The organism is Streptomyces sp. NPDC015242 (assembly GCF_043079125.1).
Classification (GTDB): domain Bacteria; phylum Actinomycetota; class Actinomycetes; order Streptomycetales; family Streptomycetaceae; genus Streptomyces.
Map to the genome: position 1 here is coordinate 1 of NZ_JBIBUF010000014.1, position 25335 is coordinate 25335.

Consider the following 25335-nt stretch of genomic DNA (forward strand, 5'->3'; position numbering starts at 1 on the left):
GGCGTTGACTTTTGGCACGCTGTTGAGTTCTCAAGGAACGGTCGCTTCCTTTGTACTCACCCTCTCGGGCTTTCCTCCGGGCGCTTCCCTTCGGTGTTCCAAACTCTATCAGTGTTTTTCCGACCCTCTGACCACCGTCCTGCAGGCATGCAGAAGGTGACCCAGAGATAGGATCTGACGAGTTTGGTTGCTGCCGGGCCAGGACGCGTGCGTCGCTCAGCCCCAAGCAGGAGTACGACTGTACACGCGGCGGCGGAGCGGGTGCAAATCGATATGCGGTATGGTCTAGACCACTTCGAGGTGCTCGCGCGGAACCGGCACTTCAGGTGACATACGCTGCTGAACAGTGTGCCGTCCGGTACCTACAGGGACGGCCATATCGATCTCCACCCCTGGGAGGCTTCCCATGACCACCGTGACGTCCCCGCTCGCAGGACGCGCCATCGGACTGGCAGCCGTGCCGGATCCGGTCTTCTCCCAGGCCATGGTCGGCCCGGGTACAGCGATCGACCCCGTACGTGAGCCCTCCGAGGCCGTCTCACCCGTGGACGGCGTCATCGTCTCCCTCCACCCGCACGCGTTCGTCGTCGTCGACGAGAGCGGACACGGCGTGCTCACCCACCTCGGCATCGACACCGTGCAGCTCAACGGCGAGGGTTTCGAGCTGCTGGTGAACAAGGGCGACACCGTGCGGCGCGGGCAGGGCATCGTGCGCTGGAACCCGGCCGCCGTCGAGGCCGCCGGCAAGTCCGCGGTCTGTCCCGTGGTGGCGCTGGAGGCCACGGCCGAGGCCCTCTCCGATCTTCGCGACAACGGCGATGTGAAGGCCGGCGACAGTCTCTTCCTCTGGAAGTGATGTCAGTGCCGTCGCATGACGGCGAGTACGACAACCAACGCGGCGGCGGGGCCCGCCGCACTATCGGAGACGGGTGAGATGGAGACAACGCTGCGAGGCGTCGGCGTCAGCCACGGTGTGGCGATCGGCGAGGTTCGGCATATGGGAACGGCGGTGCTGGAGCCGCCCGCGAAGCAGATACCGGCGGAGGAGGCGGAGCGCGAACAGGGGCGCGCCCGCAAGGCCGTGGAGGCTGTGGCCGCCGACCTGATGGCGCGTGGCAATCTCGCCGGGGGCGAAGCCCAGGCGGTGCTCGAGGCGCAGGCCATGATGGCTCAGGACCCCGAGCTGATGGCCGACGTGGAGCGGCGGATCGCCGTCGGCAGCACGGCGGAGCGGGGCGTGTACGACGCCTTCGCGTCCTACCGCGAACTGCTGGCGAACGCCGGTGAGTACCTCGCGGGTCGCGTGGCCGACCTCGACGACGTGCGGAACCGGATCGTCGCCCGTCTGCTGGGAGTCCCGATGCCGGGTGTCCCGGACAGTGACGAGCCCTACGTGCTCGTCGCCCGTGACCTAGCGCCGGCCGACACGGCGCTGCTCGACCCGACCCTGGTGCTCGGTTTCGTCACCGAGGAGGGGGGTCCCACCAGCCACAGCGCGATCCTGGCCCGGGCGCTCGGCGTTCCGGCCGTGGTGGCACTGCCGGGTGCGGGTGAGCTCGCCGAGGGCACGATGATCGCTGTCGACGGCAGCACCGGTGAGATCTTCGTGGAGCCGAGCGACGAGAAGAAGGCTCAGCTCGAAGCCGCTGCGGCCGAGCGGCGGGCGGCGCTGGCCGCTTCCACCGGGCCCGGCGCCACGGCGGACGGGCACAAGGTGCCGCTGCTGGCGAACGTGGGCGGCCCCGCCGATGTGCCGGCCGCGGTCGAGGCCGGTGCTGAGGGTGTGGGTCTGTTCCGTACCGAGTTCCTCTTCCTGGACGACAGCAAGCAGGCGCCGTCCGAGGAGAAGCAGATCGCCGCGTACCGGCAGGTGCTGGAGGCGTTCCCCGAGGGGCGTGTCGTGGTGCGGGTGCTGGACGCGGGCGCTGACAAGCCGCTCGACTTCCTGACGCCGTCCGACGAGCCCAACCCGGCTCTGGGTGTGCGGGGCCTGCGGACCCTGCTCGATCACCCGGAGGTCCTGCGCACGCAGCTGACCGCGCTCGCCAAGGCCGCTGAGGGCCTGCCGGTCCACCTCGAGGTGATGGCCCCGATGGTGGCGGACCGTGCGGACGCACGGGCGTTCGCGGACGCCTGCCGTGAGGCGGGGCTCCGGGCGAAGTTCGGTGCGATGGTCGAGATCCCGTCGGCCGCGCTGCGGGCGCGTTCGATCCTGCAGGAGGTCGAGTTCCTGTCGTTGGGGACGAACGACCTGGCGCAGTACACCTTCGCCGCCGACCGGCAGGTGGGGGCGGTCTCCCGGCTGCAGGATCCGTGGCAGCCCGCGCTGCTCGACCTGGTGGCGCTGTCGGCCGAGGCTGCGAAGGCCGAGGGCAAGAGCTGCGGTGTCTGCGGTGAGGCCGCGTCCGACCCGCTCCTCGCGTGTGTGCTGACCGGTCTGGGCGTCACCTCTCTCTCGATGGGTGCGGCGTCGATCCCCTACGTGCGGGCGACTCTCGCGAAGTACACGCTGGCGCAGTGCGAGCGCGCTGCCGCGGCGGCGCGTGCGACGGACAGTGCCGAGGACGCGCGCAGTGCGGCGCAGGCGGTGCTCTCGGGCGAGTAGGTCCGGCTCGGCAGGCCGATGACGGTCCCGGAGGGGCGCTCCACCGCGGTGGGGCGCCCCTTCAGGGTTTTCAGTGGTGGTGCCCCTGGCGGGGTGCCTCTTCCCCGAGGTCGGGTGGCGGGCAGTAGTCGACGTTGGATTCCGGGGAGATGAGGTCGCCGGATTCGATGTCGGTGCAGTAGGCGTCGAAGACCTCTCCCGCGGTGAGGGGGGCGAGTCCGTGGGAGCGGAGGCGCCAGCCGTAGACCCGGTCGGGGGTGTCCGGGGCGCTGACGCGGACGACGAGTCCGCCGGGGCTTTCGGTGGCCAGGCCGAGGGCGAGGACGGTGGTGAACTCGAGGGCCTCGGACTCGTCGAGTGCCGGAGCGTCCCCGGTGCCGTCGGTGTGGAGGGCTGCGATGAGCGTCTCGGGTGATCCGGTGACGCTGCAGACGAGGTGCCGGTCGCCGGGTGGGGCGGTGTCGAGGATGCGGGCAAGGAGGTCCGCGGCGCGGGTGAAGGCGGCTCGTCCGATGTCCTCGCCGCAGGAGGCGCAGGCGCCCAGGCGGGCGAGGAGCGTGGTCGCGTACTCCCAGGTGGCCTGCCGGACGGCCTCGTCGACCAGGGCCGTGAGCAGGTCGGGCAGGGGCCGGCCGTCGTACGGGAGGGTCGGGCCGGTGAGGGCGAGCTGTGCCGTGAAGCGGGTGCGGCTGGACGGGCGGTCCGGGTCCAGGTCCTTCCGCCTGCAGAAGTCGGCGTACTCCTCCGGGTCGAAGAGGGCGACCGCGGTGTGGCTGCCCTGCAGTGCGCGGGTCCGGAGGAGGCCTTCGACCTGTTTGAGGTAGGTCGCGTGGTCGTCGAAGGTGAAGGTGCGGTAGCGCCGCATGGCGCGGAAGTCGTGTTCGTCGGTGAGCAGGCCGATGGTGCCGGCGATTTCGCGGCGCAGGACGCGTCGCATGGTCCGGCTGTCGGTGTGCGCCATGTGTTTCCCCCTGTGCACGGTCGATCAATGCTCACTCACAGTAATCGCCAGCACTGACAGTCCGGACCGGGAGCCTCGGTGACGGGGTGTGCCGCGGATCAGGCTCGTTTGCGGGCCAGGTCCTCGTAGAAGCTCAGCAGGTCGAGGTTGTCGATGGAGCCCGGGTTGACCGCCTTCTCCAGGGGGGTGCCTTGCAGGAGGCGCTTGACGGGGACCTCGATGCGCTTGCCGGTGAGGGTGTGCGGGATGCCGGGCACCTCGATGATCTCGTCGGGGAGGTGGCGCGGCGACAGCTGCTCGCGGATGGTCCGCTTGATGCGGTCGAGCAGTCCGTCGTCGAGGGTGGCGCCGGGCGCGAGGTGGACGAAGAGGGGCATCCAGTAGCCGCCGTCGGGCTGCTCGATGCCGATGACCAGGGATTCCTTGATCTCGGGGAGGCGCTCGACGGCTTCGTAGATGTCGGCGGATCCCATGCGGACGCCCTGACGGTTGAGGGTGGAGTCGGAGCGGCCGTGGATGATCACGGAGCCGCGTGAGGTGACCGTGATCCAGTCGCCGTGCCGCCAGACGCCGGGGTAGGTGTCGAAGTAGCTGTCGTGGTAGCGGCTGCCGTCGGGGTCGTTCCAGAAGTGGATGGGCATCGACGGCATGGGGTTGGTGACCACCAGCTCGCCGACCTCGTCGATGAGCGGGTTGCCGCTCGGGTCCCAGGACTGCAGGTCGGTGCCCAGGCAGGGCGCCTGGAGTTCGCCGACGTGGACGGGGAGGGTGGGGACGGCTCCGGCGAAGCAGGAGCAGACGTCCGTGCCGCCGCTGACGGAGGCGATCCACAGGTCGTCGCGGACCTCGTCGTGGAGCCAGCGGAAGCCGTCGGGCGGCAGGGGCGAGCCGGTGGTGGCGACGCACTGGACGGACGAGAGGTCGAAGTCGCGGGAGGGGTGCACCCCGGCCTTGCGGCAGGCCATGACGTAGGCGGCGGAGGTGCCGTAGAGGGTGGCCTTCGTGCGTTCGGCGATCCGCCACTGGGCCCCGGTGTCCGGGTATCCGGGGCTGCCGTCGTAGAGCACGATCGTGGTGCCGGTGAGCAGGCCGGAGACGAGGAAGTTCCACATCATCCAGCCGGTGGACGTGTACCAGAAGAAGCGGTCCTCGGGGCCCAGGTCGCAGTGCAGGCCGAGTTGCTTGAGGTGCTCGACCAGGATGCCGCCCTGGGACTGGACGATGGCCTTGGGCAGGCCGGTCGTGCCGGAGGAGTAGAGCACCCAGAGGGGGTGGTCGAAGGGCACCTGCTCGAAGACGGGGTCCGTGTCGGCGGAGGTGAGGGCCGACCAGTCCAGGGCGCCCTCGGGTGCGTCGGTGCCGAGGAGCGGGATGTGCACGACGGCGCGCAGGGTGGGCAGTTCGCGGCGCAGTTCGGCGACGATCTCGCGGCGGTCGTGTTCCTTGCCGCCGTAGCGGTAGCCGTCGACGGTGAAGAGCACGACGGGTTCGACCTGCTGGAAGCGGTCCAGGACGCTGCGCGCTCCGAAGTCGGGTGCGCAGGAGGTCCAGACGCCGCCGACGGCCGCTGTGGCGAGGAGGGCGACCACGGCCTGGGGGATGTTGGGGAGGTAGCCGCTGACGCGGTCCCCGGGGCGGACGCCGAGGGCGCGCAGTTCGGCGGCCAGGGAGCCGACCTGGCGGCGAAGTTCCGACCAGGTGACCGGGCGCGGTTCGTGCGTCTCGTCCACGTGGAGGAGGGCGGGTTCGTCGGCGCGGGTGCCGGCGGCGCGCAGGGCGTGTTCGGCGTAGTTGAGGGTCGCGCCGGGGAACCACTGGGCGCCCGGCATCGAGCGGTCGCCGAGCACGCGCGCGCAGGGCGTGGAGAACCGTACGTCGAACCACTCGGTGACGGCGGTCCAGAAGGCTTCCAGGTCGTCGACGGACCAGCGCTGCAGGGCCGCGTATCCGCCGTCGGCGGGGGCGCCGTGGTGGTCGGCGGCCCAGGCCTGGAAGCTGGTGATCCGTGCCCGTGCGATGCGCTCGGGGTCTGGCTGCCAGAGCGGCTGAGGACTTGCGGTCGACATGGTCGGCTCCCGGACTGTGCGCGTCGTGTGCGTCCTCCGCGCACGGGCTGGGGTGTGCGCGTGACGCGGCTGGGACGGACAATGCCACGTGATCGACTTCGGCACCAGGGTGCGCCCCACATAGTCCGTGTCGTGAAGATGTGGTCTTGGCACGGGTGAACGGCAGTTGAACGCGACGCGCTCGGGCGGCGGTCAGTGGCAGGGTGAGCAGCATGAACGGTCGTGACCTGGTGCGTTCGGTGAAAGCGGTGGGCTCGGTGGGGGCAGCGCAGGGTGTGCGTACCGTACGAGCAGCGTGGCGCAGGCGGCGGGCCGACGCCACCGGGCTGCCGGCGCGCGGGGCGGAGCGGGCGCGGGTGCCCGGGGCCGTGCGGGAGGTGGAACCGGGGCCGGGGGGCGGTGTGGTCCGCTTCAGCCGGTCCGACCTGCGGATTCTCGTGGCGGTGAACGGCGCCGTCTTCTGGGGCTGGGACGGCGCGGAGCCGGAGCCGTCGTATGCGCTGGCCGGTCGCTGTCCGGAGCCGGATCCCCGGGCGGTGCTGGAGCCGGACAAGGACGGTGGCTGGCGTGTGGTGGCGGAGCGGGTCACGGTCGTGGTGTCGCGGCACGGCGCGGTCGAGGTGCGCACGCCCGGGGGTGTGACGCTGCGGCGTGATCTGCCGCCGCGGTGGTGGGAGCCGGTGGGCGGCGGGCCCGCGCGGTGGATGCAGCGGTCGGAGGTGGCCGCCGACGCCCGGTTCTTCGGGCTGGGCGGACGGGCGTCGGGACCGCGGCTGCCGGACGGCGCGTACCGGCTGTGGAACACCGGCCCCGGACGGGCCTCCGGGCCCGGTGACGACCCGCTCTCCGTCACGATGCCCGTGCAGATGGTGGTGGCCGACGGCGGCACCCACCTGGTGTTCCACGACAGCACGTGGGACGGCACGGTGACCTTGCGGGAGGGAGAGGAGGGCGCGGGTTCCGGGCACGACCGGGCCGGGACGAGTGAGCTGCGGATGGACGGCGGCCCGCTGCGCTGCTGGGTGATGGTGGGCACCCCCGCGCGCGTGCTGCTCGCCTGGGCCTCGCTCACGGGGGCTCCCGCGCTGCCGCCCGCCTGGGCGCTGGGTCATCACCACGCGCGGTGGGGGTTCGGCAGTGAGCAGGAGGTGCGCCGGGTCGTCGCGGGGTATGTGGAGCACGGTCTGCCGCTGGACGCGGTGCACCTCGGCATCGATCATCTGGACGCGCATCAGGTGTTCACGGTCGACGAGGACCGTTTCCCGAAGCTGCCCGTGCTGGCGGAGGAGCTCCTGCGGGACGGTGTCCGGCTGGTGTCGGTCGTCGGCCCGGGCGTCGAGGCGGTGGCCGGGAACGCCGTGTTCGACGCGGGCACGGCCGGGGACGCGTTCGTGCGGGACGCGGTGGGGCAGGTCGTGGAGGGGGTGGTGGGGCCCGGGGAGGCGGTGTTCCCGGACTTCACGCACGCGCGCGTGCGTGAGTGGTGGGGTGGTCTGTACGAGGAGCGGCTGGCGCACGGGTTCTCGGGCTTCTGGCACGACCTGAACGAGCCGACCTCGTTCACGGCCTTCGGGGAGCCGACCCTGCCCCGGTCGGCACGGCACGCCCTGGAGGGGAGGGGTGGTGACCATCGCGAGGCGCACAACGTGTACGCGCTGTGCATGGCCAGGGCGGCCTTCGAGGGGTTGCGGAAACTGGCTCCGGAGGCACGGCCGTTCCTGCTCTCGCGCTCGGGGTGGGCCGGCATGCAGCGCTACGGCGGGACGTTGTCGGGGGACGCGGCCACCGGCTGGCCCGGTCTGCGGGCGTCCCTGGCGCTGGTCCTGGGCCTCGGTCTGTGCGGCGTGCCGTACGCGGGGCCGGACGTCGGGGGCTTCGGCGGGGACCCGTCGCCCGAGCTGTACCTGCGGTGGTTCCAGCTGGGCTCGTTCCTGCCGCTGTTCCGTACCCACGCGAGTGCGCGGGCGGGGCGCCGGGAGCCCTGGGAGTTCGGTTCCGAGGTCCTGGAGCACGCGCGCGTGGCGCTGATGGAACGCCGCCGGCTGCTGCCGTACTTCGTGACGCTGGCGCATCTGGCCCGCCGTACCGGGGCGCCCTACGTGCGGCCGGTGTGGTGGACGGCGCCGGAGGACCGGGCGCTGCGCGACTGCGGGGACGCCTTCCTGCTGGGTGACTGCCTGCTGGTGGCGCCGGTGCTGGATCCGGGCGTGGACCGGCGTGCGGTGCGGCTGCCGCGGGGGCTCTGGTACGACACGCTGACGGAGCGGGCGTACCAGGGGCCGGCGCAGGTGCTGGTGGACGCGCCCGTGTCCCGGGTTCCGGTGTTCGCGCGCGCGGGTGCCGTTCTTCCCGTGCGCGGGGAGGACGGGGGTCTGGAGCTGGAGGTGTGGGCGCCCGCCCGGGGGCGGACCGGGAGCGGGCTGGTCGTGCCGGACGGGGGCGAGGGCTGGGACGAGCCGGAGATCGAGCGCTACACGGCCCGGTGGGCGGGCCCGCGGCTGATCGTCGAGCGGGAGGACGGCGGGGGCGAGCCGTCCCACCCGGTGCGGGTCCGCGGGGCCGGTGGGCCCCGAGGTCAGTAGCGGCCCTCGAACCAGGCCCGTACGGCCACGGTGTGCAGGGGGAAGGCGAGCTCCTCGGGCCTGCGCAGGAGGTGCCAGCCCTCCGTCTCGTCCGTGGCGGCGGAGGGCGGCAGGCCCTCCGCCGGGCGTCCCGGGAGGAGACCGAAGAGCAGCAGGTGCCCGTCGGGTGCGCTCATGGCGTCGACGAGCCGTACGTCGCGCGCAGCCGCGTCGATTCCGGTCTCCTCCGCGAGTTCGCGCACGACGGCCTGGCGCCAGTCCTCACGGTGGTCGACGTAGCCGCCGGGCAGGGCGACGCCCCCGCGTGCGGGCGCGACGGTTCGGGTGATGACGACCAGGGCGGTGCCCTTGGTGTCGTACACGGGCTGGAGGGCCACCGCGACCGGGAGGGGGTTGCGATAGGCCACGGCGCCGCACGCGGGGCAGGTGCGGGGCCAGCCGGAGACGCCCTCTCCGTAGGGCGCGCCGCAGCTCGAACAGTGGGAGTCCGGCGCGGAGTTGGAACTGGAGTGCTGAGTTTCGGACACGCGGCGGACTGTAGCCGATCACTCGGACGACGTCGCGGGCGGGCTCAGTGCGGGTGGCCGAGCGACCTCCTGGAGACGGGGAAGTCGAAGTAGGTGTCCGGATAGGGCTCGGGCTTGAAGGTGTAGTGCCACCACTCCTCCGCCAGGTTCACGAACCCCTGGCCTTCGAGGGTGCTCTTGAGCAGCAGCCGGTTGGCGCGCTGGATGCCCTGGACGCGGGGGTCGAGCGTGTGCGAGAGGGTGTCGAAGCAGTCGAAGCCGGTTCCCATGTCGGCAGAGTTGTCGGGGAACCTCTCTTCCTGGGGCGCCACGCAGGGCACCAGGGGTTCTCCCGGGCGGTACGGGCGGGCCGGTCCAGCCGGGAGCCGGACGAGGGTGACGTCGAGTGTCGAGCCACGGCTGTGGCCCGACTTCTCGGCGATGTAGCCGTCGCTGAACAGCCGGGTCTTGTCGACGTTCGGGTAGAACTCGCCCTTCATCGCCTGGTCGTCGAGTTCCTGGGCCCAGCGGACGAAGTGGTCGACCGCGCGCTGCGGCCGGTAGCAGTCGTACACCTTGAGCGTGTAGCCCTTGCGGAGCAGCTTCCGTTGCGCCCGGTGGAGTGCGTCGGCGGCGGGGCGGGTGAGGAGGCAGGCCGGCTGGACGTAACCGTCGATGCGCTCGCCGACGAAGTTGTGCGGGGTGAAGTAGCGCATCTCCTGGAGGATCGTCGGGTCCACGCTGCGCAGCGCCACGAAGTCCCGCGGTGCCTCGGGCTCGGTCCTGGCCTGCGCTGCCGGGGTGGGGACGGTCGCCGACAGCAAGGCGGCGAGCGTGGTGAGCAGGCCGCGTGCCACGGTGGTGAGTCGGGTCATGCCCCTGCGTCTACCAGGCCCGGGTGCCGCTGCGGAAGCGCGGTGCGGCGACTGCCCGCCGACGGCGCGTCAGCTCCCTGCCCTTCTCGTGCGGGCCGTGCCCCCGTACCTCCCCGTTCCTACGCTCTGTGACCGCGCCGGAATGCTGCGTGAACGTCTCATGAACTGCGCTCGGGCGTACGCCGGTCACGCCATCATGCTCGCGTGCACTCCTGGACGGACACTCTCCGCTTCGCTTTCCAGCCGGTGGTCAACCTGACGACCGGCGCGGTCGCCGGACTGGAGATACTCGCCCGCCCGGAGAGCGGCGACATCCTCGCGGAAGCCCGGCGGGATCCGGAGTCGGACTGCCGGCTCGCCGTGTCCGCGGTCCGCGCGGCGGTGCGCAAGGAGACGCTGCTCCCGCTGTACGTCAACGTCTTCGCCGGCACCCTCGCCGACCTCGGCGGGCTGCCGTCGCTGCACGACGCCGTGCGCGAGGCCGGACGGCTCCCGTGGGAGGTGACGATCGACCTCTGCCCGCCGTACGCGCACGTGCCGCAGCCCGCGCTGCTGGAGGCGGTGGCCGCGCTGCGCCGCCAGGGCTTCCGGATCTGCGCGGACGGGGTCGGCGACGGGGACCTGCCCCTGCGGCTGCTCGGCGACCTCGCGCCGGAGCTGGTGAAGCTGGACGCCTCGCTGCTGGCGCGGCCTGCGGTCGTGCGGTCCATGCGGACGCTCTGCGACGAGCTGGGCGCGCTGCTGGCCGTCGAGGGCGTGGAGACGGAGGGACAGTGCGCCGCGGCCCTGGCGGCCGGGGCCCAGCTGGCGCAGGGCGAGCTGTTCGCGCCGCCGGCCCGGCTGCCCGCCGCGGACGTGTACGTCCCGCCGCGCTCCCCCGCCGACCTGTGCGCGCCGCGGCCGGGGCCGTCGGTGCGGGAGTTCGTGCGGCCCGCCGCGCTGCTGCCCGCCACGGCGTCGGCGGGCCAGGTCCGGGCGCTGCTGACCGGGTCACCGGACGTGTCCGGCGTGCTGCTCGTGGACCCCGCGGGGGTGCCCGTCCGGTCGGTGCACCGCTCCCGCTTCCTGCTGTCGATGTCGGGACGCTACGGGCACGCGCTGTACGCCGACCGGCCTGCGGCCAAGCTCGGGGACCCGCCCCGGACGGTGGGCGTCGACGCGACGGCCTGGGAGGTCCTGGACGTGGTCGCGGTCGGCGCGCGTGACCGCACCTCGGACGATGTGGCGGTGGTGGACGCGTACGGACGGTGCGTGGGGGTCGTCCGGCTGGCGGACCTCGTGCGGGCGCTGGCCGAGACGCGGGTGGAGGAAGCGGCCGGGCTCAATCCGCTGACGCGGCTGCCGGGCTCGGACGCGATCACCGGCGAGGTGGACCGGCGGATCGCCGCCGGGCGGCCGTTCGCCCTGAGCTGGCTGGACATCGACCACTTCAAGCAGGTCAACGACGGGGCGGGGTTCGCGGCGGGCGACGAACTGATCCGGGCCGTGGGGCGGGCCCTGCAGCAGGCCGCGACGGACAGCACACGTGTGGGGCACATCGGCGGGGACGACTTCCTGGTGCTCACCGATCCGGAGGGTCTTGATCCGCTGGCCTCCTCCGTCCTGGACGCGCCCTGGTCGGCGGGGGGCCGGCCGGTCACCCTGTCGCTGGCGACGGTGGTGTGCGCGCCGGGCAGCGTGACGGATCACCGGCAGGCCGCGGGATGTCTGGCACCGCTGAAGAAGGCGGCGAAGGCGCTGCGCGGGGCGAGTTGGGTGCTGGGCCGGGCCGGGGTGCCCGGTCACGAGACCCGCCGGGGGATGGCACCGGCGGCGGCACCGGCGGGCTGCGGGGTGGCGGAGCCGGGCGGGCGTTAGGGCGGCGGGACCTCCGGCAGGCCAGGTGGGTCTTCTTCGGCGGAATGTCCGGGCGGCGGCACCGGGGTGGCCCGGCCGCCGAGGAGAGGGAGGGCCGAAGAGAGGGAGGGCCGGGGAGAGGGAGGGCCGGGGCCGAGCCGCAGCGGGGGCGGTGCCGTACGGCTCAGGGTGCCCCGGCCGGACGGGGCCGCGTCCGTCCCCTCGGAGGAATCAGCCCGTCCGGTTGAGAAGCCGCCAGGTCAGGTAGATCCTGGACACTAGCAAGCGCGGTGTCGGGGACGGCTGAGCGAGTGCCGACGGCGAGGTTCGGTACGGCCGGGCACCGGGCGGAGGCCGGACACCATCCACCGGGCCTCGCGGGCCGCACCCGCGGCGCGCGGGTCCGAACCAGACCTGAACAGACAGACGAGCCCCCGGGCGCCGCCACGGCCGTGCAACCGGCCCCGGCCCGGCAGTCGCCCGGCGACCGTCACACGGCCGTCAACCGTTGCGGTCGGCGACCTTGACGCCTTTCGGATGCCGGTGAACACTTCCGGTGTCAGTCGACATCGCCGTACATACTCGGCGTATTCCGGCACTGCGGCGCGCGGACGCGCCGGCGCCAAGGCCCCTTCCCCCACGGGCGAGTCGGCTGCGACGGCACGCCGTCACGGACGCCGGGCGGGGCGCGGGACCTCCCTGCCCTCGGCTGAAGCAGCCATGGGAAAACGCACCCTGCACGTGAGGCCCGGGGTGGATCGTCCCGGGTCACGGCCTAGGAGCCGCCATGAGTAACGGAGACATCTTCTTCGGCGAGTTGATCGGCACCGCCATCCTGATCCTGTTCGGTGCCGGCGTGTGCGCCGCCGTCACCCTCAGGTTCTCGAAGGCGCGGGCCTCCGGGTGGATCGTGATCGCGTTCGGCTGGGGTTTCGCGGTGCTGGCCGGCGCGTACACCGCCGCTCCCCTCTCCGGAGGACATCTCAACCCGGCCGTCACCCTCGGCCTCGCCGTCGACACCGGCGTCTGGGACAAGGTCTGGGTCTACGTCCTGGGACAGATGGCCGGTGCCATGCTCGGGGCCGTGCTGGCCTACCTGGTGTACTTCGCCCAGTTCCAGGCCAACACGCGCAAGGGCGGCACGACCGAGGGAACGGCCGACGAACCGGTCCCGACCCTGGGCATCTTCTCCACGATCCCCGAGATCCGGAACCCGGTCGCCAACCTGATCACCGAGATCCTCGCCACCATCGCCCTGGTGCTGCCCCTGCTGGCCCTGGTCGGCAACAACCGGCACGTGGAGGGCATCGGCATCGGGCAGATCGCGGGTCAGGGGGAGGGCATCTACGGATCCGGCATCGTGATCCTGCTGGTCGCCCTGCTGGTCGTCGGCATCGGTCTGTCCCTGGGCGGTCCCACCGGCTACGCCATCAACCCGGCCCGTGACCTCGGACCGCGCATCATCCACTCCGTCCTGCCGATCCCGAACAAGGGCACCTCCGACTGGGGTTACTCGTGGATCCCCGTCGTCGGTCCGGTGATCGGCGGCTTGCTGGGTGGCGTCATCTACAACGCAGCCTTCTGAACGAGCCCGAGGGGTAGTCATGACGGACAACGCCGAGAAGTACGTTGCGGCCATCGACCAGGGCACCACGTCGAGCCGCTGCATCGTCTTCGACCAGAACGGCGCGATCGTCGCCGTCGACCAGCGCGAGCACCGCCAGATCTTTCCCAAGCCGGGCTGGGTGGAGCACGACGCCACCGAGATCTGGTCCAAGACGCAGGCGGTCGTGGCCGGCGCGCTGGCCAAGGCCGGTCTGCGGGCGGATCAGCTGAGCGCGATGGGCATCACCAATCAGCGCGAGACGACGCTGCTGTGGGACCGCGCGACGGGCAAGCCGGTGCACAACGCCGTCGTCTGGCAGGACACGCGCACGGCGGCCCTGTGCAACCAACTGGGCGGCTCGGACGGGCAGGACCGGTTCCGCGAGCAGACGGGGCTGCCGCTGGCCACGTACTTCTCCGGGCCCAAGGCGGCCTGGCTGCTCGACAACGTGCCCGACCTGCGCGCGCGTGCCGAACGGGGTGAGATCGCCTTCGGCACGATGGACTCCTGGCTGATCTGGAACCTCACCGGCGGCACGGACGGCGGGCAGCACGTCACCGACGTGACCAACGCCGGCCGCACCATGCTGATGAACCTGGAGACCCTCCAGTGGGACTCCTCGATCTGCGCGGCGATGAACATCCCGGAGGCCATGCTGCCCGAGATCCGCTCCTCCGCCGAGGTGTACGGCACCGCGGTCGGGCAGCTGGCCGGCGTACCCGTGGCCTCGGCGCTCGGCGACCAGCAGGCCGCCGTGTTCGGCCAGGCCTGCTACGACGTGGGCACCGCGAAGAACACCTACGGCACCGGAAGCTTCCTGCTGCTCAACACGGGCAACCGGCCGGTGGCGTCGAAGAGCGGTCTGCTCACCACGATGGGCTACAAGATCGGCAACGAGGCGCCGGTCTACTGCCTGGAGGGTTCGATCGCGATCACGGGTGCCCTGGTGCAGTGGTTCCGGGACCAGCTCGGCATCATCCGCACCGCCGACGAGATCGAGCCGCTCGCGGCGAGCGTGGAGGACAACGGCGGTTCCTACATCGTGCCGGCGTTCTCGGGTCTGTTCGCGCCGTACTGGCGCTCCGACGCCCGTGGCGTGATCACCGGTCTCACCCGCTACGTCACCAAGGCACACCTGGCGCGCGCGGTGCTGGAGGCGACGAGCTGGCAGACGCGCGAGGTCGTGGACGCCATGTACCAGGACTCCGGGGTGCGCATCACCACCCTGAAGGTCGACGGCGGCATGACGAAGAACAACCTGCTGATGCAGCACCAGGCGGACGTGCTCGACGTCCCGGTGGTGCGCCCGAAGGTCTCCGAGACCACCTGTCTGGGCGCCGCCTACGCGGCCGGCCTGGCCACGGGCGTCTGGAACGACCTGGACGAACTCAAGGCGCACTGGCAGAAGGACGTCGAGTGGACGCCTTCCATGGAGGCGTCGGTCCGGGACCGCGAGTACCACAACTGGCGCAAGGCGGTGGAGAAGAGCTTCGGCTGGGAGGAGAGCGAGAGCTGACCGCACGCGCGCGCAGCGGCGTTCCCGTACGGCGGCCCGTACCCCGGTCGGCGGGGGTACGGGCCGCGCCCGCGTTCCCGCGGCGTCAGTTGGCCACCGTCTCGCGGCGGCCGGCCGCGAAGGCCATCGCGTGCTCGACGACGCCGATGAGCGCCTCCTTGACGGATTCGCGGTCGCGGGCGTCGCACATCAGCAGCGGCACCCCGGCGTCGAGGTCGAGGGCCCGGCGGACATCCTCGACGGGGTAACGGGGGGCGCCCTCGAAGCAGTTGACGCCGACGAGGAAGGGTATCGAGCGCCGTTCGAAGTAGTCGACGGCGGCGAAGCAGTCCTCCAGGCGGCGGGTGTCGGCGAGGACGACCGCCCCGAGCGCTCCTTCGGACAGCTCGTCCCACATGAACCAGAACCGTTCCTGCCCGGGGGTGCCGAAGAGGTACAGCACGAGGTCCTCGCGCAGGGTGATGCGGCCGAAGTCCATGGCCACGGTCGTGGTGTGCTTGCCTTCGACACCGCTGAGATCGTCGACCGGGCGTCCGGCCTCGGTGAGCAGTTCCTCGGTGCGCAGCGGCCTGATCTCGCTGACCGCGCCGACGAGCGTGGTCTTGCCCACGCCGAAGCCGCCGGCCACCAGGATCTTGAGCGTGACGGGCTCGACCGGAGGCTTGCCGCGCTCAGAACGCCCGAAGATCATCGGTCTCTTCTCCTGCTTGATCCTGCTTGATGGGGGTCGTGCGACGGCGGACCGTAGCCTCCGCCACCGGGGTCGCGATCCTTGGCGCTCCTCACAGGGCCCGCAGGCCGTTGATCACGTCGCGCAGAATACTCTCGTCCGGCAACTCGGCAGGAGGCACGGGCCGGTTGACGCGGACGAACTCCGCGTCCACGAGGTCGCCGACGAGGACCCGAACGACCCCGATGGGCAGGTCGAGTTCGGCTGCGAGTTCGGCGACCGACTGCGGGTCCTCACGGCACAGTTCGACGATGTCCACGTGCTCCGGGGAGAGCATGTGGTCCGCTTCCGGGTCGTCCGCGTGCGGTTCCGCGACCACGACCGCGATCAGGTCCAGGCGGTGCTGGCCCTGACTGCTGGTGCGGCCGCGCGTCATGGCGTACGGACGGACGACCGGTCCGGCCTCGTCGTCGAACCAGTGGCTTCTTCCCTGACCGTCAGCGCTCATGTCATCCCACTACCCGCCCGCGGGCAGATCGGTGCGCGGAGCGGCGCCCAGATGCACACCGACCCGCTTGACGAGGAGCGTCATCTCGTAGGCGACCTGGCCGACGTCCGAGTCGGCGTCGGAGAGGACGGCGAGGCAGCTGCCGTCGCCGGCGGCGGTCACGAACAGGAAGGCGTCGTCGAGTTCGACGACCGTCTGGCGGACGTTGCCGGCCTCGAAGTGGCGCCCCACGCCCTTGGCGAGGCTGTGGAAGCCCGAGGCGACGGCGGCCAGGTGCTCGCTGTCCTCCCGGGTCAGGTCCCGTGACACGCCCGTCGGCAAGCCGTCGCTCGAGAGCACGAGCGCCTTGCGGATGCTCGCGACGCGGTCCACCAGGTCGTCGAGGAGCCAGTTCAGCTCCCCCTTGCCGTTCGCGGTGTGGCCGGTCGCCTTCGGTGCGGTCATCGACCGTCCCCCTCTGTCGTTCCTTGTGGTGCTGTGCCGCCGGGCGCTGCGTCGCCCGCGGCGTTCTCCCTACGGCCGCGCTGCCAGCCGCGCTGGAGCGAAGCCATACGGCTGCGTACTTCGTCGGCGTCCCGTTCGGCGGGATCCGTCCGGTCGTCGGTGCGCGGATCGGGTCCGCGCTTCAGCTGCGGGGCCAGGTTGGCCTGCCTGACGCGCCGGGGCAGCGGCGCGGTGCCGGAGTCGTCGTCGCCCGGGCGGGCGGCGCCGCGGCCCGGCCGTGCGGGGGTGGAGCGAGGGTCCGTGCCCTCGCCGGCGGTGTTCGGTCCCCGGCTCCCGGTGTCGGATTCCCTGCCCGCGGGGTCCGTTCCCCGGGCCACGGGATCCGTTTCCCGGGCCGCGGGTTCCGTTCCGCGGCGGCGGGACGGGAGGGGCGGGGGCGTGTCCGGCTGCGGCTCGGGACGCGGGCCGCCCGCCGGGGCGCCGTCGGTGCGGCGCCGCGCGGGGAGCGGGGACGCGGCTTCCGGTCCGGGCCGTTCGCCGGGCCGTCCGCCGGCGGGTTCCTCACCACGGCGACGCGACGGGAGCGAGGCGGCGGGAGAGACCGCGGGCCCCGATGCGCTCTTGCGGGCGTCCGGGACCTCCTCGTCGGCCTTGCCCCGCCGGGAACGCTGCTCGGTGACCGGGCGGCCGTGCGAGCTGACCAGCTTGGGGGTGCGGCGGCGGGGCAGCGGGACCGGAGCGTTCAGCTCGCCCCCGGCCTCGGTGCCCTCCCGTGCGCCGCGGACGTCTCCGGTCGGCTGAGACGCGTCGGAGCGGCGGCCGGCCGTCTCCTCCGGGGCGCGGGTGAGGGAGTGGCGGGGGCGGAAGAGGCCGCCGTGCTCGCCGTCGTCACCCTCGACGGCGTCCGGGAAGTCGTCCAGGGCGTCCAGGTCGACGGGACCTTCCAGCTCCACCGGCCCGTCCAGCAGGGAGGCCGGCAGGCCGGAGCGCGATCCGGACGCCTTGGACAGGGCGGCACGGCGGCCGTCCTGCGGCGCGCCCTCGTGCGCCGTGAGCTGGGGCCGGTCGAGCCGGAAGCCGACGCCGTTCGTGTCGGGCACGTCGTCCGTCAGCAGGGCGTCGGGAATGAAGACGACGGCGGTGGTGCCGCCGTACGGGGAGGGCTGCAGGGAGACCCGGACGTTCTGCCGCTGGGCGAGCCGGCTGACGACGAACAGGCCGAGCCGGTCGGTGTCGGACAGCTCGAACTCCGGCGTCTCGGCGAGCCGGAGGTTGGCGTCGAGCAGCGCCTCGGCCGCCATGCCGAGACCGCGGTCGTGGATCTCCAGGGTGAAGCCGTTGGCCACGCGCTCGCCCAGGACCTGGACGGCGGTGTGCGGCGGCGAGAACACCGTGGCGTTCTCCAGCAGTTCGGCGACGAGGTGCGTGAGGTCGGCGACGGCCGGACCGGTGACGGCGATCCGCGGGAGGCGGCGGACCTCGATGCGCTCGTAGTCCTCGACCTCGGCGACGGCCGCGCGGACGACGTCCATGAGCTGGACGGGCTTGCGCCACTGCCGGGAGGGCGCGGCACCGGAGAGGATCACGAGACCTTCGGCGTGCCGACGCATGCGGGTGGTCAGGTGGTCCAGGCGGAACAGGTCGGCGAGTTCCTCGGTGTCCTCGGTGCGGCGCTCCATCGCGTCGAGCAGGGTGAGCTGCTTGTGCAGCAGGACCTGGCTGCGGCGGGCGAGGTTGACGAACACCTCGGAGACGCCGGCGCGCAGTTCGGCCTGCTTGACGGCGGCCTCGACGGCCGCGCGCTGCAGCGTGTTGAGGGCCTGGCCGACCTCGCCCATCTCGTTCTTGTCGTACTCGAGACGTGGCACCTCGGTCTCGACGTCGACCTGTTCGCCCGCGGAGAGGCGGCGCATCACGCTCGGCAGCCGGACCCCGGACGCCTCGTGGGCCTCCAGGCGCAGCTGCCTCAGGTCGCGGATGAGGGTGCGGCCGACACGCACGGACAGGAACAGGGAGAGCAGCAGGGCGATCAGGCCGAGGGCGCCGGCGATGACGACCTTGGTGATGACGCCCACGGCCACCGGGTGGACGCGGTCCTGGTAGCGGTCGTTGGCCTGGTCGTTGAGGGTGCCGAGCTCGTCGAGCACGTTGCCGGCGGCGCTGTCCCAGCTCTTGGCGGTGACGCCGCGCGGCGTCCCGGCTCCCGAGTCCAGGGCCGCTTCCTCGGCCACGCGCAGGGGCGCGGAGGAGGCGTTCTTCCAGAAGGTCTGGTAGCGGTCGCGCTCGGCGACGGGCAGCAGGTGCAGGTTGACGTCGTACATCAACGTGCGCTGGGCCACGAGGGCGGAGATGTCGCGCTCCTCGGAGCGGGTGATCCGGCCGACGACGAGGGCGGAGCCGAGGAGGGCGTCCTCACGGGAGAGCAGTTCGCGGGCGCGGGCCAGGTTGACCAGCGCGCGGTACTGCTTGTCGAGTTCGACGTTGTCGACCACGTGCAGGTCGGCGAGGAGCACGTAACAGGGGTCGACGAGCCGGTTGTAGAGATCGAGGGCCTGGGAGCGGTCGACGGTGCCGTCCTCGACACTGCGGCGCAGTGACTCGATGCCCTCGAAGGCGTCCAGGACCGCGGTCAGCCGCTCGTCGCCGGCCTCGCCCATCGCCTCGCGGACGTCCGGGTCCCCGGCGTTGCGGCGGATCCCGCCCACGGCCTCGTCGGTGGCGGTGCGGCTGCGCCGGAGCGCGGCGAGCCCGTCGGAGGCGCGGGGGTCGGCGAGGTGGACCAGCGTCTGGCGGCGTTCCTCCTGGAGGACGCGGACGGTGTCCTCGACGGGGTAGCCGATCTTCTCGACGACGGTCGACACGTCGAACAGGTCGGCCGCCTCACGCCCCGTGAGCACGGTGGCGAAGGACCAGATCGCGGTGAGGGACACCAGCGGCACGAGAAGCAGCGCCACGATCTTCCGGCGGATGGACTTCCCGCGAAAGCGCATGGCCTCCCCCAGCTCGGGCCCCCGGGGCTACCGGGGGTACACATGTGCGTCAACAAACGGCGCGAGCCTACTACCGACGCACAGCGAACTCGAAGACCGGGCCAGAGGCCGACCTTCCGCGCCAGCGGCGAGGCACGCCGAGTTGTCCCGGCATTGCGGGAGTTGTCTCCCCGAAACCGGTGGTGGCGGCGCGGGGCCGCCGTCGGGGCCGGCCAAGGCGGTTGGCCGAATTTTTTCGGTTCCCGGGAATCTTCGTGACGGGTCGTTCGTCCTTCACTACGGGAAACGGGGGCGGAATCGGCAACAGGAGCCGCATCCTGCACCCGGGCGGCGTAAAACAGCGCAAGCCGGGCAGCCACTGGGGAGCACGGGTCTTCGGAAACGAGCGAGCGGTCTGCTGGCGGTGGGGAGTGACACGGTGATGGGCACGGCGGAGCGGCGCGAAGCGTCCAGGGTCGGCGGGGCGCGGGTGACGGGGCATCGGATATCCGAGGCGGCCGATCGCGGCGATCCGACGGACCGGGTTCCCTCGGCGGACGGAGCACGAACGGCGGACGGGGTCCGGCCGGCGGAGCCGGCTCGGCCGGCTGGGGCGGTGGGCCGGGTCCGGCCCGTGGACCGGGGCGGCAGTGAGCAGCAGTACTACCGGCCCCTCTGGGTCGAGGAGCCGGCGCGGCGCCGCCGGCTGCCGGATCCGGTCCGTACGGCGGCCGTGCGGGCGGTGCTTCTCATCGCGGTGACGCTGATCCAGGCGATGGTGGCCTTCCTGTGCACGATGGCGGGTTCCTGGCTGGCGTTCCCGATGGTGATCAGCAGCGTGGTCAGCACGATCGCGGCGACGTGGGGGGCCCTCGACGTGTGGGTGACCCGCCAGGTCTGGAACCAGCGCCACGGCGTGGTGTCCGAGCCGAGCAGCACGGCTCGGGCGCTGCGGCGTGAGCGGCGCCGGGCCCGGCGTCAGGAGCGGGCCGCGGCACGGGGTCAGGCGCGGATACGCCGGCGGAGCGGGGCCGGGCAGTTGTCCCACTCGTAGACCGCACGCTCGTCCACTGTCCGGCGGCGGAGACCGGGGGTGGGATCGGCGCGCGTTCCTGGTCCCGGCCGTCGCCGGACCCGGTCGTCCCCTCGTCCGCTCACGCGGTCGGCCCCTGCTCCCCCGCTCACCCCACTGCTCCCGCTTCCCCGCTCACGCGGCGGATCCCTCCTCGGCCGCGAGGTGGACGTGGATCACGCCGTCGTCGACGGTGACGCGGTGGGTGCGGACGGGGCGGCGGGCCGGGAGGCAGGTGGGCAGGCCGGTGCGCAGGTCGAACGAGGCGGCGTGCAGCGGGCATTCGACCAGGCAGCCCTCCAGCCAGCCCTCGGAGAGGGAGGCGTCCTGGTGGGTGCAGGTGTCGTCGATGGCGTGGAGATCACCGTCGTCGGTGTGGAACACGGCGACGGGCGGTGTCGTCTCGACGCGGACGGACTCGCCCTTGGGGAGGTCTTCGAGGCGGCAGACGGGAATCACGGGCCCCCCTCTCGGTCCGGACGGGCCGGACCGTTCGGCCAGACTGCAGACAATGGGTGAAGTGCCGGACGGGGCGGCTCCGGACACGGAAGGGCGTCGGTGCAGGTCGTCCGGCCCGGCCGTCGGAGGCGACACCGGGCTGGGCGCTCGTCCCCTTCCGGGATCCGGACGCTTCGGTAACATGATGTTTCACATGGCGCACGAGCGAGCGCTGTGCGCAACAGAATCCGGGCGGGGCATCCGTCGCGTCAAGGGTTTCCCTCAGATGCGGCCCGAAGAGGGGCCCACAGGTGGTGAGAGTTGGCCATGGCCCGCGCGCAGAGGCATTCCTCCCGCGAGGAACAGGCGACGGACGGCGCGGCGAAGCCGGTCGGCAGAGGCGCGGCGAGCGCCGTCCAGTCCGTGGACCGCGCCGTGAGCGTGCTGGAGATCCTCGCCCGGCACGGCGAGGCGGGCGTCACCGAGATCGCCGACGAGCTGGACGTGCACAAGTCCACGGCGTTCCGCCTGCTCGGCGTCCTGGAAAACCGTGGCCTGGTGGCCCAGGCGAAGGACCGCGGCAAGTACTACCTGGGCGCCGGCGTCCTGCGCCTCGCGGGGGCGGCGGCGGTGCGGCTGGACGTCTCACAGGAGGGCGTCCCGGTCTGCCGGGAACTGGCCGACGAACTGGGCGAGACGGTCAACATCGCGGTCCTGGACGACGACGCGGCGGTCAACATCATGCAGGCCAGGGGCACCGCCTCGGTCACGGCGCAGAACTGGCTGGGGCGCCGCACGCCGCTGCACGCCACGTCCAGCGGGAAGGTGCTGCTCGCCCACCTCCCCGCCACCCTGCGCGAGGGCCTGCTGGCACGCCCGCTGCACCGCTTCACGGAGCGCACCGTCACCGTCGCGTCCCTGCTGCGCGGCGAGTTGGACACCGTGGTGGAGCAGGGATACGCGATCACGGTCGAGGAGCTGGAGATCGGGCTGGCGGCCGTGGCGTCCCCGGTCCGGGCGCACGACGGCACGGTGATCGCCTCGCTCAGCGTCTCGGGGCCGGTCTACCGGCTGAGCCCGGAGCGGCTCCCGGACGTCGCCAAGCGGACCGAGGCGGCGGCGGCCGAGCTGTCCCGCCGTATGGGGTACGGCTTCTGACGACGCGGCCGGGCGGGTGGCCCCGGCGTGGGCGCACGGCGCGGGACCAGGTGTGCGTCCTGGGTCCCGCGCCGTTGTGTGCGGGCGGACTTCGTGGGTTCCCAGCCGTTTTCCCCACGTCGACGTGAATCGGGGCCGGGCGTCTTGACGGCCGCCGGACGGCATTCCCACTATGTTCCTCATCGCGCAACCCATCGTGCGCTGCGCAACAAGCAGAGGAGCTTGGTCGTGCCTCACGAGGTCCGTGCCGTAGACACTGTCGAGCAGGGCGCACCGGTCGAGGTGGAGGAGGCGGTCGCGACGACGCGCCGGAGTGGGGTGCCGCGCCCGGTGGTCGTCCGGTGAGCGCGGTGCGCGTGCAGCGCGTCGTCACCTCCGGCACGTCCGGCCCGGACGGGGAGACGTTCGGCGTCGCCACCAACGTCTGGCTCGTCGGCGACGACGAGGAGGTGCTGATCGTCGACGCCGCGCACGACGCCCGGGCGATCCACCGGGCCGTAGCCGGGCGCCGGGTCACCGCGATCGCCTGCACGCACGCGCACGACGACCACGTCGACGCGGCACCCCGGCTGTCCGTCCTGACGGGCGCGCCCGTCCTGCTCCACCCCGACGACCACGAGCTGTGGTCCCGCACGCACCCCGCCCGCACACCCGACGGCGACCTCGTGGACGGCCGGATCCTGACGGTCGCCGGCATACACGTCCGGGTCCTCCACACCCCGGGCCACACCTGGGGCAGTTGCTCCCTCCACGCTCCCTTCCTCGACGCCGTGTTCACCGGTGACACCCTTCTCCACGGCGGCCCCGGCCCCACCGGCCGCTCCTGCTCGGACCGCCCGGCCATCGAGGCGTCCCTGCGCGGCCGGCTGCTTCCCCTGCCCGGCGCCACCGCCGTCCACGCCGGGCACGGCCCGGACACCACGATCGCCGCCGAGCGGCGCAACGTCCCGGCTCCCTGAACCTCCGCCGCCGGCCCGTACCGGCACCCGGGCCTCCACAGCACCGGACCCACGCACCTCCCCCGCACGCCCCACTCCCCCAAGCCTTCCCCCGTCCCGGCAAGGAGGGGCATGTCCAGCACACCCGTCAACCCCCGCGTGGTCGTCGTCGGCGCCGGTATCGTCGGCTGTTCCCTCGCCGACGAGCTGACCGCCCGCGGCTGGACCGACGTCACCGTCCTCGAACAGGGACCCCTGCCCGCCCCCGGCGGCTCCACCTCGCACGCGCCCGGTCTCGTCTTCCAGACCAGCCCGTCCAGGACCCTGACCGCCTTCGCCCGCTACACGGTGGAGAAGTTCGGCTCCCTCGACGTCGACGGCGTCCCCTGCTTCCAGCAGGTGGGCGGCCTGGAGCTGGCCACCACGCCCGAGCGTCTCGCCGAGCTGCACCGCAGGGCCGGGTACGCCGCCTCCTGGGGGGTGCGCGGCGAGGTCGTCACCGCCGCACGCTGCAAGGAACTGTGGCCGCTGATCGACGAGTCGGTGGTCCTCGGCGGCTTCCACACCCCCGACGACGGCCTGGCCCGGGCCCTGCTCGCGGCCCGTGCCCAGATGATGCGGGCCACCGCGCGGGGCGCCCGGTTCCTGGAGCGGCACACCGTCACCGGCATCGAACGGCGAGGCGGCCTGGTGACCGCCGTCGCCACCGACCGGGGCACCTTCCCGGCCGACCACGTCGTCTCGGCGGCCGGCTTCTGGGGCCCGGTGATCGGCCGCATGGCCGGGGTGGACGTGCCGTTGCAGCCGCTGGCCCACCAGTACGCCAGGACCGGGCCGCTGCCGGAGCTGAGCGGCGCCACCGCGGAGGCCTCGAAGCCCATCCTGCGCTTCCAGGACCGGGACCTGTACTTCCGCGAGCACACCGACCGCCTCGGCATCGGCTCCTACGCCCACCGGCCCCTGCCCGTCGACCCGTTCGCGGTCCCGCCGTACGACGAGGCGCGCGCCCGGGACATGGACATGCCCTCCTCGTACCCGTTCACGGCGCGGGACTGGGCCCCGAGCTGGGAGGACTGCCGGCGCCTGATGCCCGCCCTGCGGCACGCCGGCGTCGAGGCCGGTTTCAACGGCGTCTTCTCCTTCACCCCGGACGGCATGCCGGTGCTCGGCGAGTCGCGGCACCTGCGCGGCTTCTGGCTGGCCGAGGCGGTCTGGGTCACGCACTCCGCGGGCGTCGCCCGGGCGGTCGCCGAGTGGATGGTGGACGGGCGGCCCTCGCTCGACCTGCACGAGTGCGACCTGACACGGTTCGAGGAGGCGCAGCGGTCACCGTCGTACGTCCTGGAGCGCGGGGCGCGGCAGTTCGTCGAGGTGTACGACGTCATCCATCCCCTGCAGCCGATGGAACAGCCGCGTCCGCTGCGGGTCAGCCCCTTCTACGCCCGGCAGCAGCAGCTCGGCGCGTACTTCCTGGAGGGCGGGGGCTGGGAACGCCCGCACTGGTACGAGGCGAACGCCCCGCTGGTGGACGCCCTCGGCCCGCTCCCCGAACGCGACGCCTGGTCGGCCCGCCACTGGTCCCCGGTCGCGGCGGCCGAGGCGCGGGCGACCCGCGAGGGCGTCGCCCTCTACGACATGACGCCCCTGCGCCGCCTGGAGGTCTCCGGTCCCGGAGCCCTCGCCTTCCTCGACCGCATGAGCAGCAACAACCTGCGCAAGAAGCCCGGCGCTGTCACCTACACCCTGCTGCTCGACGAGGCCGGCGGCATCCGGTCCGACCTCACCGTGGCCCGTCTCGCCCCGGACCGCTTCCAGGTCGGTGCCAACTCCCCCGCCGACCACGACCGGCTCCTGCGTCACGCACCCGGCGACGTGGTGGTCCGGGACATCACCTCCGGCACCTGCTGCGTCGGGGTCTGGGGCCCGCTCGCCCGCGACCTCGTCCAGCCGCTCACCCCGGACGACTTCTCGCACGAGGCGTTCGGCTACTTCCGGGCCAGGGAGACCTACGTCGGGCACGTCCCGGTGACCGCGCTGCGGCTGAGCTACGTCGGTGAGCTGGGCTGGGAGCTGTACACCACGGCCGACCTGGGGCTCCGGCTGTGGGACACGCTGTGGGAGGCCGGAAGGGAGCTCGGCGTGGTCGCGGCGGGCCGCTCGGCGTTCAACTCGCTGCGCCTGGAGAAGGGCTACCGGGCCTGGGGCATCGACATGACCGGCGAAGACGACCCGTTCGAGGCGGGCGTCGGTTTCGCCGTGCGCATGGACAAGGAGGGCTTCGTCGGGCAGGACGCGCTGCGCGGCCGCCAGGAGCCCTCCCGCCGCCTCACGCCGCTCCTCCTCGACGACCCGGCCGCCGTCGTCCTCGGCAAGGAGCCCGTGTACGCCGGCGGGGCACCCTCCGGATACGTCACCAGCGCGTCGTACGGCTACACCCTCGGCCGCTGCGTCGCCTACGCCTGGCTGCCCGCCGGGCTCACGGCCGGCACGGGCGTGCACATCGAGTACTTCGGCGAGAAGGTCCCGGCCACGGTCGCCGACGAGCCGCTGTTCGACCCGAAGATGTCCCGCATTCGCCGGTAGGA

Annotated in this window: 19 protein-coding genes; 10 read left to right on the forward strand and 9 right to left on the reverse strand. The window is 72.6% G+C overall.

Going from position 1 to position 25335, the window contains the following annotated elements; all coding sequences use genetic code 11:
* The first annotated feature begins 406 nt into the window (after positions 1–406).
* Together ACF07N_RS34795 and ptsP are read left to right on the forward strand one after the other, a co-directional pair.
* Positions 407–856 carry a PTS glucose transporter subunit IIA gene (locus ACF07N_RS34795; protein WP_094056410.1) on the forward strand — a complete coding sequence of 150 codons (450 nt, stop codon included), beginning with the start codon at positions 407–409 and terminating at the stop codon, positions 854–856.
* Between the two features lie 78 nt (positions 857–934).
* Positions 935–2605 (forward strand): phosphoenolpyruvate--protein phosphotransferase, encoded by a 1671-nt coding sequence (gene ptsP / locus ACF07N_RS34800; protein WP_383348640.1) that lies wholly within the window; start codon positions 935–937, stop codon positions 2603–2605.
* 70 nt (positions 2606–2675) lie between these two features.
* Here ptsP and ACF07N_RS34805 read toward each other — a convergent pair whose 3' ends face one another.
* Together ACF07N_RS34805 and ACF07N_RS34810 are read right to left on the reverse strand one after the other, a co-directional pair.
* Positions 2676–3566 (reverse strand): hypothetical protein, encoded by an 891-nt coding sequence (locus ACF07N_RS34805; RefSeq protein WP_392120732.1) that lies wholly within the window; start codon positions 3564–3566, stop codon positions 2676–2678.
* A 98-nt stretch (positions 3567–3664) separates the two neighbouring features.
* On the reverse strand, positions 3665–5632 hold the full coding sequence (locus ACF07N_RS34810; RefSeq protein WP_392120734.1) for an acetoacetate--CoA ligase: 1968 nt from the start codon (positions 5630–5632) through the stop codon (positions 3665–3667).
* 212 nt (positions 5633–5844) lie between these two features.
* Here ACF07N_RS34810 and ACF07N_RS34815 point away from each other — a divergent pair, with 212 nt between their 5' ends.
* Positions 5845–8214 carry a glycoside hydrolase family 31 protein gene (locus ACF07N_RS34815; protein ID WP_392120736.1) on the forward strand — a complete coding sequence of 790 codons (2370 nt, stop codon included), beginning with the start codon at positions 5845–5847 and terminating at the stop codon, positions 8212–8214.
* On the opposite strand, the gene ACF07N_RS34820 is transcribed toward ACF07N_RS34815, so the two are convergent.
* On the reverse strand, positions 8208–8741 hold the full coding sequence (locus ACF07N_RS34820) for an NUDIX domain-containing protein (RefSeq protein WP_392120738.1): 534 nt from the start codon (positions 8739–8741) through the stop codon (positions 8208–8210). The two genes, ACF07N_RS34815 and ACF07N_RS34820, sit on opposite strands and share 7 nt — an antisense overlap.
* 44 nt (positions 8742–8785) lie before the next feature.
* On the reverse strand, positions 8786–9595 hold the full coding sequence (locus ACF07N_RS34825; protein ID WP_392120740.1) for a M15 family metallopeptidase: 810 nt from the start codon (positions 9593–9595) through the stop codon (positions 8786–8788).
* Between the two features lie 204 nt (positions 9596–9799).
* Here ACF07N_RS34825 and ACF07N_RS34830 point away from each other — a divergent pair, with 204 nt between their 5' ends.
* The 3 genes from ACF07N_RS34830 (at position 9800) to glpK (ending at position 14553) form a co-directional block, all read left to right on the forward strand.
* Positions 9800–11452, forward strand: a complete 1653-nt coding sequence (locus tag ACF07N_RS34830) for a GGDEF domain-containing protein (RefSeq protein WP_383334824.1) — start codon at positions 9800–9802, stop codon at positions 11450–11452.
* Positions 11453–12218: 766 nt separating this feature from the next.
* On the forward strand, positions 12219–13016 hold the full coding sequence (locus ACF07N_RS34835; RefSeq protein WP_383334826.1) for an MIP/aquaporin family protein: 798 nt from the start codon (positions 12219–12221) through the stop codon (positions 13014–13016).
* 19 nt (positions 13017–13035) lie between these two features.
* Positions 13036–14553, forward strand: coding sequence for a glycerol kinase GlpK (gene glpK / locus ACF07N_RS34840; protein WP_392120742.1), 1518 nt, complete (start codon positions 13036–13038; stop codon positions 14551–14553).
* 85 nt (positions 14554–14638) lie between these two features.
* On the opposite strand, the gene ACF07N_RS34845 is transcribed toward glpK, so the two are convergent.
* The 4 genes from ACF07N_RS34845 to ACF07N_RS34860 all read right to left on the reverse strand — a co-directional run bounded on the left by ACF07N_RS34845 (position 14639) and on the right by ACF07N_RS34860 (position 19165).
* A complete protein-coding gene (locus ACF07N_RS34845) occupies positions 14639–15244 on the reverse strand; it encodes an ATP/GTP-binding protein (protein ID WP_383334830.1) in 606 nt (201 codons plus the stop codon).
* Positions 15245–15335: 91 nt separating this feature from the next.
* Positions 15336–15731: a DUF742 domain-containing protein gene (locus ACF07N_RS34850; protein WP_383334831.1), complete on the reverse strand. Its 396-nt coding sequence runs from the start codon at positions 15729–15731 to the stop codon at positions 15336–15338.
* Between the two features lie 9 nt (positions 15732–15740).
* Positions 15741–16175 carry a roadblock/LC7 domain-containing protein gene (locus ACF07N_RS34855; protein ID WP_383334833.1) on the reverse strand — a complete coding sequence of 145 codons (435 nt, stop codon included), beginning with the start codon at positions 16173–16175 and terminating at the stop codon, positions 15741–15743.
* A complete protein-coding gene (locus ACF07N_RS34860; protein WP_392120745.1) occupies positions 16172–19165 on the reverse strand; it encodes a nitrate- and nitrite sensing domain-containing protein in 2994 nt (997 codons plus the stop codon). The genes ACF07N_RS34855 and ACF07N_RS34860 overlap by 4 nt, the downstream gene beginning before the upstream one ends.
* A gap of 421 nt (positions 19166–19586) precedes the next feature.
* Here ACF07N_RS34860 and ACF07N_RS34865 point away from each other — a divergent pair, with 421 nt between their 5' ends.
* Entirely contained in the window at positions 19587–20198 is a 612-nt protein-coding gene (locus ACF07N_RS34865) for a hypothetical protein (protein WP_392120747.1), read from the forward strand.
* Positions 20199–20351: 153 nt separating this feature from the next.
* Here ACF07N_RS34865 and ACF07N_RS34870 read toward each other — a convergent pair whose 3' ends face one another.
* Entirely contained in the window at positions 20352–20675 is a 324-nt protein-coding gene (locus tag ACF07N_RS34870) for a bifunctional 3-phenylpropionate/cinnamic acid dioxygenase ferredoxin subunit (protein ID WP_383334839.1), read from the reverse strand.
* 306 nt (positions 20676–20981) lie between these two features.
* Between ACF07N_RS34870 and ACF07N_RS34875 the strand changes: the two genes are divergently transcribed.
* The 3 genes from ACF07N_RS34875 (at position 20982) to ACF07N_RS34885 (ending at position 25333) form a co-directional block, all read left to right on the forward strand.
* Complete coding sequence (locus ACF07N_RS34875; RefSeq protein WP_392120749.1) at positions 20982–21812, forward strand: IclR family transcriptional regulator; 831 nt, start codon at positions 20982–20984, stop codon at positions 21810–21812.
* Between the two features lie 341 nt (positions 21813–22153).
* Positions 22154–22771: an MBL fold metallo-hydrolase gene (locus ACF07N_RS34880; protein ID WP_392120751.1), complete on the forward strand. Its 618-nt coding sequence runs from the start codon at positions 22154–22156 to the stop codon at positions 22769–22771.
* A gap of 111 nt (positions 22772–22882) precedes the next feature.
* Positions 22883–25333: an FAD-dependent oxidoreductase gene (locus tag ACF07N_RS34885; protein ID WP_392120753.1), complete on the forward strand. Its 2451-nt coding sequence runs from the start codon at positions 22883–22885 to the stop codon at positions 25331–25333.
* Positions 25334–25335: the final 2 nt, after the last annotated feature.

Bases quoted from the DNA above. Each gene is read 5' to 3' on its own strand.
- ACF07N_RS34795 (WP_094056410.1), top strand. From the start codon at position 407: ATGACCACCGTGACGTCCCCGCTCGCAGGACGCGCCATCGGACTGGCA.
- ptsP (WP_383348640.1), top strand. From the start codon at position 935: ATGGAGACAACGCTGCGAGGCGTCGGCGTCAGCCACGGTGTGGCGATC.
- ACF07N_RS34805 (WP_392120732.1), bottom strand. From the start codon at position 3,566: ATGGCGCACACCGACAGCCGGACCATGCGACGCGTCCTGCGCCGCGAA.
- ACF07N_RS34810 (WP_392120734.1), bottom strand. From the start codon at position 5,632: ATGTCGACCGCAAGTCCTCAGCCGCTCTGGCAGCCAGACCCCGAGCGC.
- ACF07N_RS34815 (WP_392120736.1), top strand. From the start codon at position 5,845: ATGAACGGTCGTGACCTGGTGCGTTCGGTGAAAGCGGTGGGCTCGGTG.
- ACF07N_RS34825 (WP_392120740.1), bottom strand. From the start codon at position 9,595: ATGACCCGACTCACCACCGTGGCACGCGGCCTGCTCACCACGCTCGCC.
- ACF07N_RS34835 (WP_383334826.1), top strand. From the start codon at position 12,219: ATGAGTAACGGAGACATCTTCTTCGGCGAGTTGATCGGCACCGCCATC.
- glpK (WP_392120742.1), top strand. From the start codon at position 13,036: ATGACGGACAACGCCGAGAAGTACGTTGCGGCCATCGACCAGGGCACC.
- ACF07N_RS34845 (WP_383334830.1), bottom strand. From the start codon at position 15,244: ATGATCTTCGGGCGTTCTGAGCGCGGCAAGCCTCCGGTCGAGCCCGTC.
- ACF07N_RS34850 (WP_383334831.1), bottom strand. From the start codon at position 15,731: ATGAGCGCTGACGGTCAGGGAAGAAGCCACTGGTTCGACGACGAGGCC.
- ACF07N_RS34855 (WP_383334833.1), bottom strand. From the start codon at position 16,175: ATGACCGCACCGAAGGCGACCGGCCACACCGCGAACGGCAAGGGGGAG.
- ACF07N_RS34860 (WP_392120745.1), bottom strand. From the start codon at position 19,165: ATGCGCTTTCGCGGGAAGTCCATCCGCCGGAAGATCGTGGCGCTGCTT.
- ACF07N_RS34865 (WP_392120747.1), top strand. From the start codon at position 19,587: ATGGGCACGGCGGAGCGGCGCGAAGCGTCCAGGGTCGGCGGGGCGCGG.
- ACF07N_RS34875 (WP_392120749.1), top strand. From the start codon at position 20,982: ATGGCCCGCGCGCAGAGGCATTCCTCCCGCGAGGAACAGGCGACGGAC.
- ACF07N_RS34885 (WP_392120753.1), top strand. From the start codon at position 22,883: ATGTCCAGCACACCCGTCAACCCCCGCGTGGTCGTCGTCGGCGCCGGT.